This window comes from Luteimicrobium album, from assembly GCF_030161555.1.
In the GTDB taxonomy this organism is placed as follows: domain Bacteria; phylum Actinomycetota; class Actinomycetes; order Actinomycetales; family Cellulomonadaceae; genus Luteimicrobium; species Luteimicrobium album.
This window is the reverse complement of sequence record NZ_BSUK01000001.1, coordinates 2,977,845-2,998,087: the sequence shown is the minus strand read 5'-3', so window position 1 is coordinate 2,998,087 and position 20,243 is coordinate 2,977,845. Positions and strand designations below refer to the sequence as shown.

Genomic DNA, 20,243 nt, shown 5'->3' with positions numbered 1-20,243 from the left:
GCCGCCTGGACGACGCGGTGACCGACGCGTTCCGCGCGGTGCCGCGGCGCGACTTCCTGCCGGGCGCCGTCCGCGGGCGTGCCGACGACGACGTCGCCCTCCCCTGGTTCGCGGCCAGACGGGCTCGCAGCCGTCGACGGTCGCGGCCATGCTCCGGCTGCTCGACGCCCGATCGGCGCAGCACGTGCTGGACGTCGGTTCGGGATCGGGCTGGACGACGGCGCTGCTCGCGCACCTCGTCGGGCCGGACGGGGAGGTGCTCGGGCTCGAGCTCGAGCCGGCGCTCGTGGCGTTCGGCCGCGCGAACGTCGGAGCCCAAGGGACGCCGTGGGCGCGCGTGGAGGCCGCCGACCCCACGCAGCTGGGCCGGCCGCGTCCGGGCGGCTGGGGCCGGATCCTCGTCTCGGCGTCCCCCGACGAGCTCCCGCGGGCGCTCGTGCGCCAGCTCGCACCCGGCGGCCGCCTCGTCGTCCCGGTGCGCACGACGATGGTCCTCGTCGAGGTCGACCCCGCCGGCCGAGCGCAGGTGAGCGAGCACGGCTCCTACTCGTTCGTCCCCCTGCATGGCCCGCTCGCGTGACACCCGCCCGCCGACGGCGACGCTCGCGTGGTCGGGTGGGGCGGGTGGGGTGCGCGCGGTCTTCCATCCGCCTCGCTCGTTCCTCGCTTCGGCTCCCGCCAGACCCGCCACGACCGCGCGCACCCCACCCGCCCCACCCTTCGCCGTCGGGCCACGTCCACAACCGGTCGCCCACCCACGGCCCGCTCCGGCGACGAGTTCGCCGTCAGTCCGCCGTCGGCGACCCCGCGGCTCCCAGCTTCCAAGCGCCGCCGACCATGCGATCAGCCACCCCAGGGCTCGCCGACCATGACGTTGCCCACCACCTCAGCGTTGAAGAGGGACACAACCCCATGCTCGGCCCGAGGGAACGTGCACAACCGCATGGCCGGTGGTCGGACCTGCACCGACGACGGCGTCATCCCAGCCCGAGAGGTCAGGACCGGCGGCCTCCGAGCGGGCCCGATGCCGGTCGTGACCGCTCACGTCCCAGCACCGAGGGACCCAGACGCCGCCGAGTCAGCGCGAATCACCCGAGTCAGCGCGAACTTCGCGCTGACCCGAACGAAACGCGCTGACTCGCGACGAAGGCGGAAGGCGAGACGACGGCCGCGCGGATGCCGGGACACGGGGAAGGTGAGACGACGGCCGAGCGGGTGGGTGCGGGGAGGTGGTGAAGGGCGTAAGAGAGTGCGCACGGCCCCCGGGCCGAAGCACGACAGCCCGAACCGGCTCGCCGTGCCCGCCCGCGAACCCGACCACAGACACGTCACCACGTCACCGTCGGCGAACCGAACGTCACCGTCAGCGCCAGGGCGGGGCGTCGAGGTGCGCGCGGCACCGCGCCTGGTACTTCTCGGAGCCGCCGACGTGCTCGGCGGTCGGTTCCGCCGCGTCGTCCGCGGGGCCTGACGGCGGTGCCACGACCCGGACGTGGAACGGCGCGTCCTCCCCGCACACCGCGCACACGGCGAGCAGCCGGTCGGTGCGCTCGGCGAGCGTCGCGAGCGTGGCCATCGGCTCGAACGGCCGCTGGTCGTAGGTCACGTCGAGGCCGGCGACCACGACGACGACACCCTCGTCCGCGAGCCGCTCGACGACGTCGACGAGCTCGGGCCCGAAGAACTGCGCCTCGTCCACCGCGAGCAGCTCGGTGGACGAGGCGCGCGCTTCCCCGAGCTCGGCGGCGTGCGACGCGACCCGCGACGGTACCGCGAGCCCGAAGTGGGTGCTCACCCGCCCGGCCCCGCGGCGCACGTCGAGCGCGTGGCTCACGACCTCCACGGCCCGCCCGGCGACCTGGGCCCGGCGCACCCGTCGGAGCAGCTCCTCGGTCTTGCCGGCGAACATCGGCCCGACGACGACCTCGACTCGTCCCGTCATGCTCCCATCCAACCCGCCGGAACCGCTGTGGGCAGGTCAGACGGGCAGGTAGCGGCTGAACCAGTCGAGGATCGCGTCGAAGCGCTGCACCCGGTGGCGCGGCCTGCCCGCCCGGCTCAGCTCGTGGTTCTCCCCGGGAACACGAGGAGCTCGGCGTCGACCCCGCCCCGGCGCAGCGCCGCGTAGTAGCGCTCCGCCTGGGACAGCGGGCAGCGCAGGTCCTGCTCGGAGTGCACGACGAGCGTCGGGGTGCGGACCTGGTCGACCACGGCCTGCGGGCTCTGCGTCACCCGGTGCGCGGGGTCGGCGCCCGTGTACTCCTGCGAGAAGAACGAGCCGATGTCGCTCGTCCCGATGAACACCTCGGGGTCGAGGAACCCGCGCTCGACGACGGCCGCGGCGAAGCGGTGGTCGTGCGCGATCGTCCACGCGGTGAGGTACCCGCCGTACGAGCCGCCGAGGATCCCGACGCGGTCGGCGTCGAGCTCGGGGTGGCTCGCGAGCACGCCGTCGAGGAAGCCGAGCACGTCGTCGAGGTCGACCGTGCCCATGCGCTCCTTGATCGCGAGGCCGTGCTCGCGCCCGTACCCGGCCGAGCCGCGCGGGTTGCAGTACACGACGGCGTACCCGGCGGACGTGTAGACCTGCGTCTCGTCGAACAGCCCGACCGTGTACTGCGCGAACGGGCCGCCGTGGATCATGAGCAGGACGGGGTGGGGGCCGGCGCCGTCGGGCACGGACACCCACCCGTGCACGGGCGTGCCGTCCTTGCTGGGGGCTCCTCCTCGACGGGCACGACGACGCCGCTCGCCCGGGCGGGGCCGCCCAGGTCCGTGAGGGGCTGCGGCTTGCCCGCGGGCCGGTGCTCGGCGTCGAGCGGGACCGCGACGACGTCGCCCGCGCTGCCCGGGGTCACGACCGCGACCACGAGCGCGTCGCCGCCGACGGCGAGCGCGGTGGCCTCGAGGTCGCCCTCGAGCACGGTCGTGACGTCGCCGTCCACCCCGACGCGCAGGACGGGACCGCGCCCGCGCGTCCGGCCGACGACGAACAGGGCGCCCGGCACGGCCTCGAGGCCCGCGTCGGCGACGTCGTGCTCGGCCGGGTCGGTGACCCGGCGCGGTGTGCCGAACCCGTTCGCGGTCGGCACGGCCACGTAGACGGCCGCGGTGCGCGCGACGAAGTCCCGCCCGTCGGCACCGAGCTCGCCGGCGGCGAACCAGACGAGGCCGTCCGGGCCGACGGTGAGCGCGCCGACGTCGAGGTTCTCGTCGCCCGTGACGCGCACGGGCTCCCGGGCGGGCTCGTCCTCGGCGTCGGTCGAGGGCACGGGGAACGACCACACGTCGCTGCGCAGGTCGGTGTCGCGGCCGTCGTGCAGGGCCGCGATCACGAGCAGGCGCCGACCGTCGGACGTGAAGACCGGGGAACCGTGGTCGGTGTCGACGTGCGTGACGAGGCGCGCGGCGGGGACCGCGGACGGTGCGTCGGCGGCGTCGCCCTCGGCCGGGAGGTCGGGTGCCGGCTCGTAGACGGGTTCCGCGGCGACGTCGGGCACGTCGACCACGAACACGTGCGTGCGCTTGTCGATCGTGTACCCGCGGCCGTTGCCGGAGTAGCGGACCGTCGTGATCCGGCGGGCCGGCTCGGCGTCCGGGCCGAGCCCGTCGACCGTGCCGTACCGGCCGGGCTCGGGGACGGCCGCGACGAACGCGATCCGGGTCGAGTCCGGCGACCAGGTGAAGCCCCCACGCCGAGCGGCTGGTCGGTGACCGCGAGCGGCTCACCGCCGCGCGCGTCGACGACGTGGACCTGCGGCTTGCCGCCGGGGACGGCACGCAGGAAGGCGAGGAGACGCCCGTCCGGGGAGAACCGGGGCGCGAGGTCGCGGCGGCCGCGGGTGAGGCGGCGTGCACGGTCCGGGCCCGCGTCGTCGCCGAGGGGAAGCTCCCAGAGCTGTCCCACGGTCGCGTCCGCGGCGAGCGACGCGTGCGACAGGGCGGCGACCGCGCGGCTCCCGTCCGGGTCCACGGTGAGCGAACCCACCTGGACGAAGGTCTCGATGTCGGTCGGCCTCACGCCGGCTCCTTCCGTCGCTGTTCCCCCTGGCTCAGCTCTGCCCGCTCCTCGCGTACGGGCCGTCCCAGAGGTGCCACTCGTGCTGCGGCCGGAGCCACTCGCGCAGGGCCGCGCGGTCCGGCGCGTTCCAGCCGCGCAGGACGACGCGCGGCCCGCGCGCGAGGACGTCCGGGGACACGCGGTCAGTCGTCCTGCGCGTCCGCGGGCCCGGAGTCGAGCGGCGCCTCGGGGCTCACGGCCGACTCCTCGACGGGCGCGGCCTCCACGTCCGGTGCCGTCGCCTCGACCGCGTGCTCCTCGCCCTCGTCCAGACCCTCGTCGCCCCTGCCCTCGTGGACCTGAGCCAGGACGGCGTCCTGGTCGGCGGCGTCGTGGGCCTCGTGCTCGTGCGGGTGGTCGTGCGCGTGCGCCGCCGCGGCGGCGATGGTCGCGAGCGTCGCCTTGACGGCGTCGCGCGACTCGGGCAGCACGGGCACGCCGTGCCCGGCGGCCGGGCCCGCGGGCGCCGCCTCGGCGCCCTTGCCCCGACGACGGCGCGAGCCGCGGCGCGACTCGTCCGCACCCGACCCGTCGGCGCCGTGGGTGTGGGCCTCGCCGCCGCCCTGGCCGTTCTGGCCCCCGACCGCTCGATCGGCTCGGAGTGCACGATGAAGCCGCGCCCGTGGCAGTGCTCGCACGTCTCGGAGAAGGCCTCCACGAGGCCCTGCCCCACGCGCTTGCGCGTCATCTGCACAAGGCCCAGCGACGTGACCTCGGCGACCTGGTGCTTGGTCCGGTCGCGCCCCAGGCACTCGACGAGCCGGCGCAGCACGAGGTCGCGGTTCGACTCGAGGACCATGTCGATGAAGTCGATGACGATGATGCCGCCGATGTCGCGCAGCCGGAGCTGGCGGACGATCTCCTCGGCGGCCTCGAGGTTGTTCCGGGTCACGGTCTCCTCGAGCGTGCCGCCCGAGCCCGTGAACTTGCCCGTGTTGACGTCGATGACCGTCATGGCCTCGGTGCGGTCGATGACCAGCGACCCGCCGGACGGGAGCCAGACCTTGCGGTCCATGCCCTTGGCGAGCTGCTCGTCGATGCGGTGCACCGCGAACACGTCGGTGTTCTCGACCCACTTCGTCGCACGCTCGGCGAGGTCGGGCGCGAGCTCGCCCAGGTACGACGAGATCTCCTGCCACGCCCCGTCGCCCTCGACCACGAGCGAGCCGAAGTCGTCGTTGAAGATGTCGCGCACGACGCGGATCGCGAGGTCCGGCTCGCCCTGGAGCAAGGCGGGCGCCGACGACGCCTTCTTCGACTTGGTCTCGATCGACTCCCACTGCGCCTGCAGGCGGGCGACGTCGGCGCGCAGCTCCTCCTCGCTCGCGCCCTCCGCGGCGGTGCGCACGATGACGCCCGCGCCGTCGGGCACGATCTCGCGGAGGATCTTCTTGAGCCGCGACCGCTCGGTGTCGGGGAGCTTGCGGCTGATGCCGGTCATGCCGCCGCCCGGGACGAGCACGAGGTACCGGCCCGCGAGCGTGACCTGCGACGTGAGCCGCGCGCCCTTGTGGCCGATCGGGTCCTTCGTCACCTGGACGAGCACCGGGTCACCCGACTTGAGGGCCTCCTCGATGCGGCGCGGCTGGCCCTCGAGGCCGGCGGCGTCCCAGTTGACCTCGCCCGCGTACAGCACGGCGTTGCGGCCCTTGCCGATGTCGACGAACGCGGCCTCCATGCTGGGCAGCACGTTCTGCACGCGACCGAGGTAGACGTTCCCGACCATCGAGGCCTGCGCCTGCTGGGACACGTAGTGCTCGACGAGCACACCGTCCTCGAGCACGGCGATCTGGGTGCGTCCGGCGCGCTCGCGCACGACCATCGACCGCTGCACCGCCTCACGGCGCGCCAGGAACTCTGCCTCGGTGATGATCTGGCGACGGCGGCCGGCATCGCGGCCCTCGCGGCGGCGCTGGCGCTTCGCCTCGAGCCGCGTCGAGCCCTTGAGCGCGGTGACCTCGTCGCTCGCGCGGCCCTGGCGGGTGCCCTCCGCGGCGGCGCCGCGACGACGACGGCGACGACGACGGCTCGAGCCGGCCTCGGTCTCCTCGTCGGTCTCGGCCGCCTCGTCACGAGCTGGCTCGGAAGCGACCACGTCGTCGTCGGTGCGCTCGGGCTCGCCCTCGTCCTCGTCGGCGCCGTTCTCGCCCGTGCCTCGGTTGCGGCGGCCGCGGCCACCCCGGCGACGACGACGGCGGGGCGCGGCGGCGTCACGCTCGCCCGCGTCCTCGTCCTCGTCCGCCTCGTCCTCGGAGAGGTCCTCCGCGGGGGCGGACTCGCGCGCGTCGGCGTCCTCGCCCTCGAGCACGAAGTCGACGTCGTCGAACTCGACCAGCTCGGCCTCGAGGCCCTCGGCGACGAGCTCGGCCTCGATGATCTCGACCTCGTCGATCGCGTCGCGCTCCTCGCGGGAGAGGCGGTCGACGGAGAACCGCGGCGCCGCGGGTGTCTCGGGAGCCGCCTCGCGCTCGGGCGCGGAGGACGTCCTGGACGCCCGTGACCTCTTCGCGCGGGGGCGGGCGCAGTGGTCGCTGCCTCCGTCGTCACGGTCTCCGCCTCCACGGCCGGCGGCTGCGTGGTCGACGTCTCGGTGGTCGCCGGCTCCGTGGCCGGGCGCGGCGGGCCCGCGGGGGCCTGCGCGCGCCGGCCGCGGCGGGACGCCGTCGTCGGGTCGGGCGCCTGGAACAGCAGCGCGGTGGTCGCGAGGCGCGGCTGACCACCCGGCGTGGTGGGCACGGTCGTCGGCGCGGGCGCGGGCGCGGTGCCCTCGTCCGACGACTGCCCTTCCGCGTCGGGCTCGGGCGCGGGAGCCTCGGCCTTCGACGTCGTGCCGGCGGCCTTGCGCGTGCGGCTGCTGCGCTTCTTGGGCGCCGGGGCCTCGGCTGCGGGTTCGTCCGCGGGGGCGGCGTCCGCTGCGACGGGCTCGGCCACGACGGCGTCGGCGCCCGCGGGCTCGGCAGCCTTGCGTGCCCGGCTCCGGCGCGCCGGGGCCTTCGGGGCCTCGTCGGCGGGCTCGGCGGGAGCGGTGGACGCGGGGACCTCGGCCTCGGGCGCGGCGGCGGGCCGCGTGGCCTTGCGGCGCGCGCGCGACGGACGCTCGGCGTCGGGCAGGGCGATGTCGGACAGCCCGACCTCGGCGCGCGGGGCGTCCTCGGCCGGGGCGGGGGCCTCCGAGGCCGAGGCGCTGCGACGGCTGCGCGAGGCGGTGGCGGGGCGGGCGCCGAGCTCGGCGAGGACGTCGAGCGCCGGGGCCGGCTCGCCCACGGGCTCCTGGCGAGCCTCGGCGACGGCGGCCGCCCGCTCGGCCGCGGGCTGCGGCAGGGTGATCTCGAGGGGGCCGCCGGCGTGGGTGCCGGCACCCTCGGGGACCACGACGACGTCGCTCGGGGCGCCGACGGTGCGCGTGGCGCGGCGGCGGGGCCGCTTGCGGGGCGCCTCGGCTCCGGTCTCGCCGGTCGTGGTGGGTTCGGGTGCAGTGGTGTCGTCGCGGGTCACGCGTCGCTCCTACCCCGGAGGGCCAAGCCCGTAGCTGCTGGCCCTGCGGGCGGTCGGTCGTCGCTCGCCGACGGTGCACCCGGGGTGCGTGCCGCCGACCGCGACGGAAGTCGTCGGTGGCGGTCCGTAGCTGCGCGGACGACGGGGGCGCCTGCCGTCACGCTGCGTCTGATGCAGCGGCGGCGGCCGCTCCGCGAGTCGTGGGTCGCGTGCTGCGGGCCGTGCGTCGGGGGCGTACGGGCACCCCCGAAGTCACGAGAAGTATCGCACACCAGGTCACGACACGGTCACGACGACGCGCCGCCGTGGGACACCGCGCGCCATGCCCGCCCCCGACCCGAACGTTGCCCGACGCACACGTAAGGGTGACCTGCGTCGTCGGACGAGTGGCATGTCTCACGACACGCTCCGTTCGACCGACGCCGCCGGTCATCCGGGCCTACGGTGCTCGTATCGCGTGCCGAAGGGTCACGCACGGACCGGCCGGGAGCCCCACAACGATGGACGTCCTCGATCTGGCGCGGTGGCAGTTCGCCATCACGACCGTCTACCACTTCATCTTCGTCCCGCTCACGATCGGGCTCGGCCCGATCGTCGCGATCATGCAGACCGCGTGGGTGATCACCAAGAAGGACCGCTGGCTCAAGCTGACGAAGTTCTTCGGGAAGCTCTTCCTCATCAACTTCGCGATCGGCGTCGTGACCGGGATCGTCCAGGAGTTCCAGTTCGGGATGACCTGGAGCGCGTACTCACGGTTCGTGGGCGACGTGTTCGGCGCGCCGCTCGCGATGGAGGCCCTCGCCGCGTTCTTCGTCGAGTCGACGTTCCTGGGCCTGTGGATCTTCGGCTGGGACAAGCTCAACAAGAAGCTCCACCTGGCGATGATCTGGCTCGTCGCGATCTCCACCAACCTGTCGGCGTTCTTCATCCTCGCGGCGAACTCGTGGATGCAGCACCCGGTCGGGACGACGTACAACCCCGAGACCGGCCGCGCCGAGATGACGAGCATCGGCGACGTGCTCGGCAACTCGACGCTCTGGGCCGCGTTCCCGCACACGGTGACGGCGTCGTTCCTCACCGCGGGCACGGTCGTCACCGCGATCGCCACCTGGTGGATGGTCCGCCTCGCACGCACCAAGAAGGCCGACGACCTGGAGAAGGCCCGGAACGTCTACCGGCCGGCCGTGCGCCTCGGCGTGCTCGTCATGGTCGTGGCGGGCGCGGGCGTGATCTACAGCGGCGACGTGCAGGGCCAGCTCATGTTCCAGCAGCAGCCCATGAAGATGGCGTCCGCGGAGGCGCTCTGCGAGCCCTCCCCGAACGGCGCGGCGTTCTCGATCCTGTCCATCGGCGACCTGAACAACGACTGCGAGGGCGTCACGCGCCTCATCTCGATCCCCGGCGCGACGTCGTTCCTCGCCGACCGCTCGTTCACGGCGCCCATCAAGTCGGTGCCCGAGCTGCAGGCCGAGTACGAGCAGAAGTTCGGCGACACCGACGCCGACGGCCACCCCATCGACTACTCCCCGAACCTGGCGCTCACCTACTGGAGCTTCCGCCTCATGATCGGCTGGGCGGCGTTCTCGCTCGCGCTCGCGGTCTTCGCGTTCTGGGCCACGCGCAAGGGCCGGGTCAGCGACTCCCTGTGGCTCAGCCGGCTGGGGCTCGTGTCGCTCGCGACCCCGTTCCTCGCGTGCTCGTTCGGGTGGATCTTCACCGAGGCAGGGCGCCAGCCGTGGGTCGTCGCGCCCAATCCCACGGGGCTCGACGACGTCCGCCTCCTCACCGCGCGGGGTGTCTCCGACATCTCCCCGGGCTCGTGCTCACCTCGATGATCGCGTTCACCGTCGTCTACGGGGTGCTGGCCGTCGTCTGGTACCGCCTCATGCACCGGTACACGATCGAGGGCGCGCCCGACGAGGTGCACGACGACTCACCCGAGGCGCGCAGCGACGACGACGCCGACCGTCCCCTGTCCTTCGCCTACTGACCCGCCCACGGGAAGGAGCCAGCCATGGAGCTCACCACGCTGTGGTTCGTCATCATCGCGGTCCTGTGGACCGGGTACCTCGTGCTCGAGGGCTTCGACTTCGGGGTCGGGATGCTGCTGCCGATCGTCGGCCGCGGCTCCGATGCGAAGGAGAGGGACCGGAACCGCCGTCTCGTCATCAACACCATCGGCCCGGTCTGGGACGGGAACGAGGTGTGGCTCATCACCGCGGGCGGCGCGACGTTCGCCGCGTTCCCCGAGTGGTACGCGTCCCTGTTCTCGGGCTTCTACCTGCCCCTCCTGCTGATCCTCCTCGCCCTGATCGTCCGCGGGGTCGCGTTCGAGTACCGCGGCAAGGTCTCCGACCCGGGCTGGGCGCGCTGGTGGGACCGCGCGATCGTCGTCGGCTCGTGGCTGCCCGCGATCCTGTGGGGCGTGGCGTTCGCCAACCTGGTGCGCGGCGTCGACCTCGACGCGCAGCACAACTACGTGGGCGGCTTCTGGGCCCTGCTCAACCCGTTCGCGCTCCTCGGCGGCCTGACGACGCTGGCCCTGTTCCTCACGCACGGCGCGGTGTTCCTCGGGCTCAAGTCGACCGGCGTCGTGCGCGAGCGGGCGATGCGCCTGGCGAAGCCGTTCTCGGTCGGGGCGCTCGTGGTCGCCGGGGCGTGGGCGGTGTGGGCCCAGGTCGCCTACGGCACCGGCTGGACGTGGGCGGCCGTCACGGTGGCCGCCGCGGCGCTGCTGGGGGTCGTGGCCGCGGCCTGGCGCGAGCGCGAGGGCTGGGCGTTCACGTTCTCGGCCGTCGCGATCGTCGCGGCGGTGGTCCTGATCTTCGGCTCGATGTATCCCGACGTCATGCCCGCGACGGACCCGGCGCACTCGCTCACCGTGACCAACGCGAGCTCGACGCACTACACGCTCGTCATCATGTCGTGGGTCGCCGTGGTGCTGACCCCTGTCGTCCTGCTCTACCAGGGCTGGACCTACTGGGTGTTCCGCAAGCGGCTCACGGCGTCCGCGCTCCCCGACCCGATCGGCCTCAGCCTGCGGCGCTCCGCGCGTCCTGCGGCCCCGGCCGCGGCGGACGACGGCACCGCCCGGCCGTGAGGCCCCTCGACCCACGCCTGCTCCGCCACGCGCGCGCGGCGCGGGGTACCTCGCGCTGACCACCGTCCTCGGGGTGCTGGCCGGGGTCCTCGTGGTCGCGCAGGCCGTCCTGATCGGCGAGACGCTCGGCCGGGCGGTGCACGACGGCGCCCGGCTGGGCGAGCTGGGACCGCGCGTCGCGTGGCTCGCGGCCGTGGTCGCGGCGCGCGCGGTCGTGTCGTGGTGCCAGGAGCGCTACGCGGTGCGCGCGGCGGCCAGCACGGTCGCCGAGCTGCGGGAGGCGCTCGTCATCCGCGCGACGGCCCTCGGCCCGCGCTGGCGCGGCTCGGCGAGGGGCACCCGTCTCACGACGCTCGCGACGACCGGGCTCGACGCGCTCGAGCCGTATTTCGTGCGCTACGTGCCGCAGCTCCTCCTGACGGCCGTCGTGACTCCCCTGCTGGTGGTCGTCGTGCTCGGGCTGGACTGGGTCTCCGGGCTGGTCGTGATCGTGACGCTGCCGCTCGTCCCGCTGTTCATGGTGCTGGTCGGGCGGCTGACGCAGGGCGTCGCGGAGCGCCGGCTCGCGTCGCTGCAGCGGCTCGGCGCGCAGCTCCTCGACCTGGTCGCGGGGCTGCCGACGCTCCGTGCGTTCGGCCGCGCCGAGGGCCCGCGCGAGCGGGTCCGGGCGCTCGGCGACGCGAACCGCCGCGCGACCATGGGCACGCTGCGGATCGCGTTCCTGTCCGGCATGGTCCTCGAGCTGCTCACGACGCTGTCGGTCGCGATCGTGGCGGTCGGCATCGGGCTGCGCCTCGTCGATGGCCGGATGGACCTCGTGACCGGGCTCACCGTCCTGGTCCTCGCCCCCGAGGTGTACCTGCCGCTGCGCCAGGTCGGCGCCCAGTTCCACGCCTCGACCGACGGCATCGCCGCCGCGAGCGCCGCGTTCGAGGTCCTCGAGGAGCCGCTGCCGGAGCACGGGGCCGCCACGGTCGACCTGGCGCGCGCGCGGCTCGTGCTCGACGACGTCGGGGTGGCCGCGCCCGGTCGGGCTGTGCTGGCCCCGGCGCACATCTCGCTCGCACTCGGGCCGGGCGAGGCCGTGGCGCTCGTCGGGCCGAACGGCGCCGGCAAGTCCACGGCCGTCCAGGTGGTGCTCGGGCTCGTGCGTCCCACGCGCGGACGCGCCGTCGTCGTCCCGACGGGCGACCGGGACGCGGAGCCGGTCGACGTCGGCGCGCTCGACCCCGAAGCGTTCTGGGCGCAGGTCGCCTGGGTCCCGCAGCGCCCGGACCTCGGCGCGGGGACGGTCCGGGAGGCGGTGCTGGGCGCCTCGCCGTCCGCCGACGACGACGCGCGCCTGGCCGAGGCGGCCCGGCTCGCCGCCCTCGACGAGGTCGTGGCGTCGCTGCCGGGTGGCTGGGACACGCGGGTCGGACGAGGCGGCCTCGGGCTGTCCGTCGGGCAGCGGCAGCGCGTCGCGCTCGCGGCGGCGCTCGTCTCGCGGCGACCGGTCGTGGTGCTCGACGAGCCCACCGCCCACCTGGACGACGCGAGCGAGGAGGCGGTCGTCCGGACCGTGCGCGCGCTGCGCGACGAGGGTCGGACCGTCCTCGTCGTCGCCCACCGGCCCGCGCTCGTCGCGGCCTGCGACCGCACGGTCGAGGTCCGCTCGGCGCTACTGCCCCAGGCTGCTGACGCCCCGGCGGGGGTGCCGGCATGAGCCGCCCCGGCCGCTCCCGGGACCCCCTGCGACGCGCGGTCCCGCTGCTCGAGGTCCCGTGGCGCCGGGTCGTGGGCGCGGTGACGCTCGGCACGCTCGCGCTCGGCTGCGCCGTCGGGCTCGCCGCGGTCGCGGCCTGGCTCATCGCGCGCGCCTCGCAGCAGCCGCCCGTGCTCGTGCTCTCGGTCGCGACCGTGACGGTGCGCGCGTTCGGCGTGGGCCGCGGGACCCTGCGATACGTCGAGCGGCTCGTCTCGCACGACGTGGCGCTGCGCGGCGTCGTGTCCCTGCGCACCACGCTCTACGCGCGCCTCGCGGCCGGGCGGCCCGAGGCCGTCGCCGCGCTGCGCGAGGGCGACCTGCTCGCCCGGACGGGTGCCGACGCGGACGCCGTCGGGGACGTCGTCGTGCGGGCGTTCGTGCCGGTGGGGGTCGCCGCGTGCGTGTCGCTCGTGGCGGTCGCGATCGTCGGCGCCCTGCTGCCCGAGGCGGGGCTCGCGCTGCTCCTCCTCCTGCTCGTGGTCGGGGTCGGGGCGCCCTGGCTGGCGGACCGTGCGGCCCGGGAGACCGAGCGGCGCTCGCTCCAGGCGCGTGCCGACATGACGGCCGCGACGCTCGACGTCCTGGGCGACGACGGCGCCCTCGCCGTCTCCGGCGCGCTCGGCTCCCGCCTCGACGACCTGCGCCGGTCGGACCGCGAGCTGACCGCGGCGACCGACGTCGGCGCCCGCACGTCCGCGACGTCGGAGGCGATCCAGACGGCCGCGACGGGCCTCGCCGTCGTCGTCGCTCTCCTGCTGGGCGTCCCGGCCGTCGCGTCGGGGCGGCTGTCGCCCGAGGACCTGGCCGTCGTCGTGCTCACGCCGCTCGCGGCGTTCGAGGGCGTGGGGGCACTGCCGGCGGCGGCCGTCCAGCTCCGGCGCTCGCGCGCCGCGGCGGCGCGCATCATGGCGCTGCTCGACGGCGCGGCACCGGACCCCGCGGCGCCCCAGCCGGTCGCGGTCACACCCGCGGCGCCCGGCGCCCCGGTGCTGGTGGCGCGTGCCCTGGCCTGCGGCTGGCCCTCGCGCCCCGACCCCGCCGTGACGGGGCTCGACCTCGAGCTCCACGAGGGCCGGTCGCTCGCCGTCGTCGGGCCGAGCGGCGTCGGCAAGACGACGCTCCTGCTCACGCTCGCGGGGCTGCTCGCCCCCGCGGGCGGCCGGCTCGAGCGGCACGCCGAGGCGTCGTGGACCGCCGAGGACGCGCACCTGTTCGACACGACCGTCCTCGAGAACCTGCGCGTCGCGCGGGGCGACGTGACCGAGGACGAGGCGCTCGAGGCGCTCGCCGCCGTCGGGCTGGGACCGTGGCAGGCGGCGCTGCCGGACGGCCTCGACACGGTCGTCGGGCCGGGCGGCGACGCCGTGTCCGGGGGCGAGCGGCGCCGGCTGCTGATCGCACGCGCGCTCGTCTCGCGCGCCCCGGTGCTCGTGCTCGACGAGCCCGCCGAGCACCTCGACCCCGCCGGGGCCGACGCGCTCGTCAGGATGGTGCTCGGGCTCACGGCACGCGGGCGGACGGTCGTGCTGGCCACCCATCACCGCGGCGCGCTCGACGCGGCGGACGCCGTGCTCACGCTCCAGGGCGTCGCCGTGGCGGCGCACTAGCGCCCGCCTCCTTCTCCGCCGTGTCCTCTTGACGGGCGCACGCTTTCCTGACAACGATGTCAGCGTTCGAAGCTTCACCCGCTCGACGAAGGAGTCCACGCGATGAGACGCACCACCCCGCCCGACCGCCGCAGAACCCGGTCGCGACGCGCGCTCGCGGCCGGCACGCTCGCCCTCGCCGCCACGACGGCCGCGACGGCCGCGACGCTCACCCTCGCCGTCCCGGCCGACGCGCACGGGGACACGCACGGCGGCGGGCACGCCACCCGCTACGTGACCGACCCCGCCTCGACCGTCAGCACGCTCGCCGGCACCGGCACGGGCGGCGACACGGTCGGGTCGATCAACAACTTCCCCGGCCCGTCGGTGCCGTTCGGGATGGTGCAGTTCTCCCCCGACAACCCCGGCACCGGCCAGGGCTACTACTACGGCAACAGCACGCTGCGCGGCTTCGGCCTCGACCACGCGTCGCAGGGCTGCGGCGCGCTCGGCGACTTCCCCGTCCTCCCGACGACGACGAGCATGGCCGCGAGCGCCCAGCCGTGGACCAGGACCGAGTCCTACACGCACGACGGCGAGAAGGGCTCGCCCGGGTACTACACGCTGGTCTCGAAGGATGCCGACGGTTCGAGCATCACGTCCGCGCTCACCGCGACCACGCGGACCGGCGTCGCCACGTTCACCTTCCCCGAGGGCACGACGCCGTCGATCACGTTCCGCTCGGGCGTCTCGAACAGCTCGACGCGCTCGGGCTCGCTCAACGTCAACCCGAAGACCGGGATCATCACGGGCTGGACGAAGTCCGGGAACTTCTGCGGCAAGAACAACAGCTACACCGCGTTCTTCGCGGCGAAGGTCGACCAGGACTTCACGTCGTACGGCGCGTGGGACGAGTCGAAGGGCACCGTCACGGTCGGCGACGGGTCGCACGACGCCGAGGTCGCGAACGCGAAGGCCGGCGGCTACGTGTCGTTCCCCGCGGGCACGAAGACCGTCCACCTCAAGATCGCCCTGTCCTACGTCAGCACCGACAACGCGATCCTCAACATGAACACCGAGGTCCCGACGCCCGGGGCGGCGGCCACGGGCACGAAGCCCTACGCCTCGTGGGGCGCGGCGTTCGACGGCGTCCGCAAGGCTGCCCACGACACCTGGAACGGCGCCCTCGGCAAGGTCCAGGTGAGCGACACCGCGACCGCGGACGAGACGAGCACCTTCTACCACTCGCTCTACCGCTCGCTGCTGCACCCCAACACGTTCGACGACGTGAACGGCCAGTACATCGGGTTCGAGAAGGACCCGGTCGTGCACAACGTCTCCGAGCATCCGGGGGCGAAGGGCCGGGCGCGCCACCAGTACGCGTACTTCTCCGACTGGGACACCTACCGCACGCTGGCCCCGCTGCAGGCGATGCTCTTCCCCGACGAGGCGTCCGACATGGCGCAGTCGCTCGTGAACGACGCCGAGCAGAGCGGGTCGTACCCGCGCTGGGCGTTCGCGAACGCCGGCACCAACCAGATGAGCGGTGACAACCCGGCGGCGCTCATCGCGCAGACGTACGCGTTCGGTGCGAAGGACTTCGACGTCCGCACCGCGCTTTCCTCCATGGTCGAGGGTGCGGTCGGGCCCGACGCCGGGAAGAACACGGGCGGCACGAACGACCAGGCGGTCGAGCGGTTCGGCGCCGAGGTCTACAACGAGCGGCACTACGCGCCGCAGACCAAGGAGTTCCAGACGGACCACGCGGTCACGGGCGGGTCGATCACCGAGGAGTACTCGATCGACGACTTCGCGATCGGGCAGCTCGCCGGTGCGCTCGGGCAGAAGTCCGTCGCGAAGACCTTCCAGGCGCGGTCGAGCTACTGGCAGAACCTCTTCAACCCGACCACACGCTACGTCTCGCTGCGCGACGCGTCGGGCGCCTTCCCGACGGGCGACGGCCTGACCATCCCGTCGGACTTCGGGTATCGCGGCCGCATCACGGGCTTCGGCTCGGTCGGCTACGACGAGGGCAACGCCGAGCAGTACGTCTGGCTCGTCCCGCAGAACGTGAACGGTCTCGTCACCGCGCTCGGCGGCAAGGACGTGTTCGCCGACCGGCTCGACGCCTTCATGACGAACGGCCTCAACGTCGGCGCGAACGAGCCGTACATGTGGGCGGGCAACGAGCCCGACTTCAACGTGCCCTGGTACTACAACTACGTCGGGCAGCCGTGGCGCACGTCCGAGGTCGTGGACGAGATCCGCACGACGCTCTTCGGCACGCAGCCCGACAAGGCCGAACCCGGCAACGACGACCTCGGCGCGCAGTCGAGCTGGTACGCGTGGGCGGCCCTCGGGCTGTTCCCGGCGACGCCCGGCACCGACGTCCTGACGGTGAACGCCCCCGCGTTCGACGCCGCCCGGATCCATCTCGCCTCGGGCCGGACCATCGACGTCACGGCCGCCGGCGCGAACGAGGGCAAGCGGTACGTGGCGGGTCTCGCCGTCGGCGGGCACCGGACCGACGCGACGTGGACCGACCTCGCGTCGCTGACGCGCGGCCACGGCTCGTCGACGGTCGCCTTCACGCTCGCGTCGAAGGCCAGCCGGACGTGGGGCACGGGCAGCAAGGACGCCCCGCCGTCGTACAGGACCGGCTCCGCGGCCGTGGCCGTGCACGCCACGCCCGACAACCCGGCCGTGACGCCCGGCTCCGCGACGACGATGAAGGTCGACGTGCAGCGCCTCGAGCAGACGTCGTCCCAGGTCCGCCTGAGCGCGACGAGCAAGACCCGGGGCATCACGGTGAGCTCGGGCTCCGCGCACCTCGACGCCACGGGCGCAGGGCACGCGACGCTCACCCTCACGGTGAGCTCGAACGTCGCGGACGGCTACTACCCGGTGCAGCTCGTGGCCCGGGTGGGCTCCGAGACGGTACGCAGCGACCTCACGGTGCGCGTCGCGAAGGCGGGCGGCCTGCTGGCCGCCACGACGCTCGTCGGGACCTCGTCGGAGCACTCGGTGAACGGGAACTTCGACAACGCCGAGAACACGTTCTCGCGCGACTCGCTCGCCTCGGTGGGCCTGAAGCCGGGCCGGGCGACGAAGCTGGCGAACGGCACGACGCTCACCTGGCCGTCGGCGCCCGAGGGCTTCCCGGACACGATCGTGCCGTCCGGGCAGACCGTCACGCTCACGAAGCCCGCTCGGACGATCTCGTTCGTCGGGTCGGGCATCAACGGCGGCGGCAAGAACACGGCGACGGTCACGCTGAGCGACGGGTCCACGGCGACGGCGGACTTCTCGTTCGGCGACTGGGTGCTGCCGTCGAGCACCGGTGACGTGAACGCCGGCACCCTCGAGCCGGTCTACGGCAACTCGGTCGTGGCCTGGACGCCGGTGCGCAACGCGTCGTCGTCGCTCCCGGGCGCGTACGTGTTCGCGACGACGCCGTACACGGCGCCGTCGGGCACGACGATCGTGTCGGTGACCCTGCCGACGACCAACCAGGCCCGGGTGTTCTCGATCGCCCAGGGCTGACGGGGCACGACGGACGGCCGGTTCCCGCTGGGGAGCTGGCCGTCCATCGTGCCGACCGCGCGTCCGTACCGCGCGTCGGCCCGGGTCCGGGCAGTGCCTGTCCGGCCCCGGGCGACGGACACCCCCGTTCGGGCATCGTGAGGTGGGGAAACGGGCGCACCCCTGCGGAGCGGCGGGCCGGGAGCGAGCCCTGTGAGCGCGAACAAGCACGTCGCCGCCCGGAGCAGCCGTCGCAGACCGAGATCCCCGAACGGGCAAAAACCGGCCACCCCGACGCCCGGGTTCCCACTGGACCCCGGCGCGGGTCGGGGGTGTGATGGGGCACTGACGGGGTGACCCGGGTGTCGACGGCGACCAAGGAGGCGATGACGCGATGGGACGGCTGACGGGCGACGAACGACGACGCCTCATCCTCGAGACGCTCCGCAGCGCCGGCCACACGCCGGCGACGCGGCTGGCCGAGGACCTCGGCGTCGCACCCGAGACCGTCCGACGCGACCTGACCACGCTCGAGGGCCACGGGCTCGTGCGCCGCACGCACGGCGGCGCGTACCCGGTCGAGGGTGCGGCGTTCGAGACCAACCTCGCCGCACGGTCCACCGCCTGGGTCGCGGAGAAGCAGCGCATCGCCGCCGCGACCGTCGAGCACCTCGGTCCTACCGAGTCCCTCTTCCTCGACGAGGGCTACACCCAGCAGCTCATCGCCGAGGAGCTGGTCCGCTCGGGCCGCGCGCTCACGGTCGTGACCGCGTCCCTGCCGGCCGCGGCCGCCCTCGCCGCGTCGCCGACCATCGAGGTCGTGATCCTCGGCGGACGGCTCCGGCCCGGCACCCTCGCGCCCGTCGACCAGTGGACGACCTCGATGCTCGAGCAGTTCGTCATCGACCTCGCCATCCTCGGCGCCAACGGCATCACCCGGGACAAGGGCCTCACCGTCCCCAACGGCGCCGTCGCCGCCGTGAAGTCGACGGCGATGCGCGTCTCCCGGCGTCGCGTGTTCGTGGGCGCGCACCACAAGTTCGGGATCACGAGCTTCTGCCGCTTCGCCCAGGTCACCGACTTCGAGGCGCTCATCACCGACACGGGCCTGCCCAGCAGCGAGGCCCACCGTTACGCCGCGCTCGGACCGCAGGTGCTCCGAGCCTGACCTCCACGGCGCACGCCGCCGCACACGACACAGCACCCCTTCCTGGACGTGGCACCGCCACGCCCCTCCCCCGCGCACCCCGAGACCGCCAGGACCGGCCCGGGAGCGCACGACGAAAGGACCACACCATGCGTCGGACCTCGCTCGTGGCGACCGCAGGCCTCGCCGCCGCCCTCGCCCTCACGACGACCGCCTGCGGGGCGGGCGGAAGCCACGGGGGCGGCGGAGGCGGCCACTCCATCAAGGTGCTCATGGTCAACAACCCGCAGATGCTCGCCCTGCAGAAGCACGTGGGCGACTTCGAGAAGAAGACCGGCATCACGGTGAACTTCACCGTCAAGCCCGAGAACGAGATGCGCAACCAGGCGGCGCAGGACTTCCAGAACCAGTCCGGCCAGTTCGACGTGGCGACCCTGTCGAACTTCGAGATCCCGATCTACGCCAAGAACGGCTGGCTCTGGTCGATGGACGACATCAAGGCGTACCAGGACGACTCCTCGTTCGACCAGGACGACATCTTCCCGTCCATGACGAAGGCGCTCAGCAGCGACGGCAAGCTCTACGGCGAGCCGTTCTACGGCGAGTCCTCGTTCCTCATGTACCGCAAGGACGTCCTCGCGGACGCCGGCGTCACGATGCCGGAGCACCCGACCTGGGACCAGGTCGCGGCCGCGGCCGCCAAGGTCGACGGCGCGCAGAAGGGCATGAAGGGGATCTGCCTGCGCGGCCTCGCGGGCTGGGGCGAGAACGTCGCCCCGTTCACGACGGTCGTCAACACGTTCGGCGGCACCTGGTTCGACAAGGACTGGAACGCGCAGGTCGACGCCCCGCAGTTCAAGGACGCCGCGACGTTCTACACGAACCTCGTGAAGCAGCACGGCGAGGCCGGCGCCGCCCAGGCCGGGTTCGCGGAGTGCCTCACCGCGATCACGCAGAGCAAGGTCGCCATGTGGTACGACGCGACGTCGGCGGCCGGCAGCCTCGAGGCCCCCGACTCGCCCGTCAAGGGGAAGATCGGCTACGCGCAGGCGCCCGTCAAGGACACGAAGGCGTCCGGCTGGCTCTACACCTGGGCGTGGGCGGTCCAGAAGAAGTCGAGCAAGCAGGACGACGCCTGGAAGTTCATCTCGTGGGCCTCCGGAACCGACTACCTGAAGACGGTCGGAGAGTCCGACGGCTGGTCGACGGTGCCCGCCGGCGCGCGCGAGTCGCTGTACAAGAACGAGGACTACCTCAAGGCGGCCGGGCCGTTCGCCGACGCCACGCTCACGGCTCTCGAGGCGGCCGACCCGACCGACCCGGGCGTCCAGCCGCGCCCCGCGCCCGGCATCCAGTTCGTCGACGTCCCCGAGTTCACCGACCTCGGCACGTCGTTCGGGCAGGACCTGTCCGCCACGATCGCCGGCCAGAAGAGCATCGACGACCTGCTCGCCGCGGGACAGAAGGCGGCGACGGCCGTCGGGAAGAAGTACCAGGGCAGCTGACCTGTCCACACCGCCCGGGGCGGCCCCCACCGGCCGCCCCGGGCACGGCCCGCACCGCGCACGGTGCACCCGAACCTCGTG

At 74.0% G+C, this 20,243-nt stretch carries 13 protein-coding genes and 1 pseudogene; 9 read left to right on the top strand and 5 right to left on the bottom strand.

Annotated features, from left to right (window positions below; translation table 11 throughout):
* Window positions 1-148 precede the first annotated feature (148 nt).
* The gene (locus QQK45_RS15235; protein WP_348525254.1) at window positions 149-580 is read left to right on the top strand and encodes a protein-L-isoaspartate O-methyltransferase family protein; all 432 of its coding nucleotides are present in this window, start codon (window positions 149-151) and stop codon (window positions 578-580) included.
* Window positions 581-1,363: 783 nt separating this feature from the next.
* Here the strand turns inward: QQK45_RS15235 and QQK45_RS15230 are convergent.
* The 5 genes from QQK45_RS15230 to QQK45_RS15215 form a co-directional block, all read right to left on the bottom strand.
* A complete protein-coding gene (locus QQK45_RS15230) occupies window positions 1,364-1,942 on the bottom strand; it encodes a thymidine kinase (RefSeq protein WP_284294017.1) in 579 nt (192 codons plus the stop codon).
* A gap of 116 nt (window positions 1,943-2,058) precedes the next feature.
* A complete protein-coding gene (locus QQK45_RS22450; protein WP_348525253.1) occupies window positions 2,059-2,679 on the bottom strand; it encodes an alpha/beta hydrolase family protein in 621 nt (206 codons plus the stop codon).
* A complete protein-coding gene (locus QQK45_RS22445) occupies window positions 2,640-3,515 on the bottom strand; it encodes a hypothetical protein (RefSeq protein ID WP_348525252.1) in 876 nt (291 codons plus the stop codon). Before QQK45_RS22445 ends, QQK45_RS22450 begins: the two co-directional genes overlap by 40 nt.
* 537 nt (window positions 3,516-4,052) lie before the next feature.
* Window positions 4,053-4,199, bottom strand: coding sequence for a hypothetical protein (locus QQK45_RS15220; protein WP_284294016.1), 147 nt, complete (start codon window positions 4,197-4,199; stop codon window positions 4,053-4,055).
* Between the two features lie 54 nt (window positions 4,200-4,253).
* Entirely contained in the window at window positions 4,254-6,368 is a 2,115-nt protein-coding gene (locus tag QQK45_RS15215) for an Rne/Rng family ribonuclease (protein ID WP_284294015.1), read from the bottom strand.
* 216 nt (window positions 6,369-6,584) lie between these two features.
* Between QQK45_RS15215 and QQK45_RS15210 the strand changes: the two genes are divergently transcribed.
* The 8 genes and pseudogenes from QQK45_RS15210 to QQK45_RS15175 all read left to right on the top strand — a co-directional run bounded on the left by QQK45_RS15210 (window position 6,585) and on the right by QQK45_RS15175 (window position 20,162).
* The gene (locus tag QQK45_RS15210; RefSeq protein WP_284294014.1) at window positions 6,585-6,776 is read left to right on the top strand and encodes a hypothetical protein; all 192 of its coding nucleotides are present in this window, start codon (window positions 6,585-6,587) and stop codon (window positions 6,774-6,776) included.
* A gap of 1,279 nt (window positions 6,777-8,055) precedes the next feature.
* Window positions 8,056-9,545, top strand: a pseudogene (locus tag QQK45_RS15205) (cytochrome ubiquinol oxidase subunit I).
* A 24-nt stretch (window positions 9,546-9,569) separates the two neighbouring features.
* Window positions 9,570-10,655 (top strand): cytochrome d ubiquinol oxidase subunit II, encoded by a 1,086-nt coding sequence (gene cydB / locus QQK45_RS15200; protein WP_284294013.1) that lies wholly within the window; start codon window positions 9,570-9,572, stop codon window positions 10,653-10,655.
* Window positions 10,656-10,728: 73 nt separating this feature from the next.
* Window positions 10,729-12,360: a thiol reductant ABC exporter subunit CydD gene (cydD, locus tag QQK45_RS15195; RefSeq protein ID WP_348525251.1), complete on the top strand. Its 1,632-nt coding sequence runs from the start codon at window positions 10,729-10,731 to the stop codon at window positions 12,358-12,360.
* On the top strand, window positions 12,357-14,009 hold the full coding sequence (cydC, locus tag QQK45_RS15190; protein WP_284294012.1) for a thiol reductant ABC exporter subunit CydC: 1,653 nt from the start codon (window positions 12,357-12,359) through the stop codon (window positions 14,007-14,009). The genes cydD and cydC overlap by 4 nt, the downstream gene beginning before the upstream one ends.
* Window positions 14,010-14,111: 102 nt before the next feature.
* Entirely contained in the window at window positions 14,112-17,531 is a 3,420-nt protein-coding gene (locus QQK45_RS15185; RefSeq protein WP_284294011.1) for a GH92 family glycosyl hydrolase, read from the top strand.
* Between the two features lie 373 nt (window positions 17,532-17,904).
* Window positions 17,905-18,678 (top strand): DeoR/GlpR family DNA-binding transcription regulator, encoded by a 774-nt coding sequence (locus QQK45_RS15180; RefSeq protein WP_284294010.1) that lies wholly within the window; start codon window positions 17,905-17,907, stop codon window positions 18,676-18,678.
* Window positions 18,679-18,806: 128 nt separating this feature from the next.
* Window positions 18,807-20,162 (top strand): ABC transporter substrate-binding protein, encoded by a 1,356-nt coding sequence (locus tag QQK45_RS15175; protein WP_284294009.1) that lies wholly within the window; start codon window positions 18,807-18,809, stop codon window positions 20,160-20,162.
* The last annotated feature ends 81 nt before the right edge of the window (window positions 20,163-20,243 follow it).

Excerpts from the sequence above, each read along its gene's own strand:
- QQK45_RS15235 (WP_348525254.1), top strand. The coding sequence starts at position 149 with ATGCTCCGGCTGCTCGACGCCCGATCGGCGCAGCACGTGCTGGACGTC.
- QQK45_RS15230 (WP_284294017.1), bottom strand. The coding sequence starts at position 1,942 with ATGACGGGACGAGTCGAGGTCGTCGTCGGGCCGATGTTCGCCGGCAAG.
- cydB (WP_284294013.1), top strand. The coding sequence starts at position 9,570 with ATGGAGCTCACCACGCTGTGGTTCGTCATCATCGCGGTCCTGTGGACC.
- cydC (WP_284294012.1), top strand. The coding sequence starts at position 12,357 with ATGAGCCGCCCCGGCCGCTCCCGGGACCCCCTGCGACGCGCGGTCCCG.
- QQK45_RS15185 (WP_284294011.1), top strand. The coding sequence starts at position 14,112 with ATGAGACGCACCACCCCGCCCGACCGCCGCAGAACCCGGTCGCGACGC.
- QQK45_RS15180 (WP_284294010.1), top strand. The coding sequence starts at position 17,905 with ATGGGACGGCTGACGGGCGACGAACGACGACGCCTCATCCTCGAGACG.
- QQK45_RS15175 (WP_284294009.1), top strand. The coding sequence starts at position 18,807 with ATGCGTCGGACCTCGCTCGTGGCGACCGCAGGCCTCGCCGCCGCCCTC.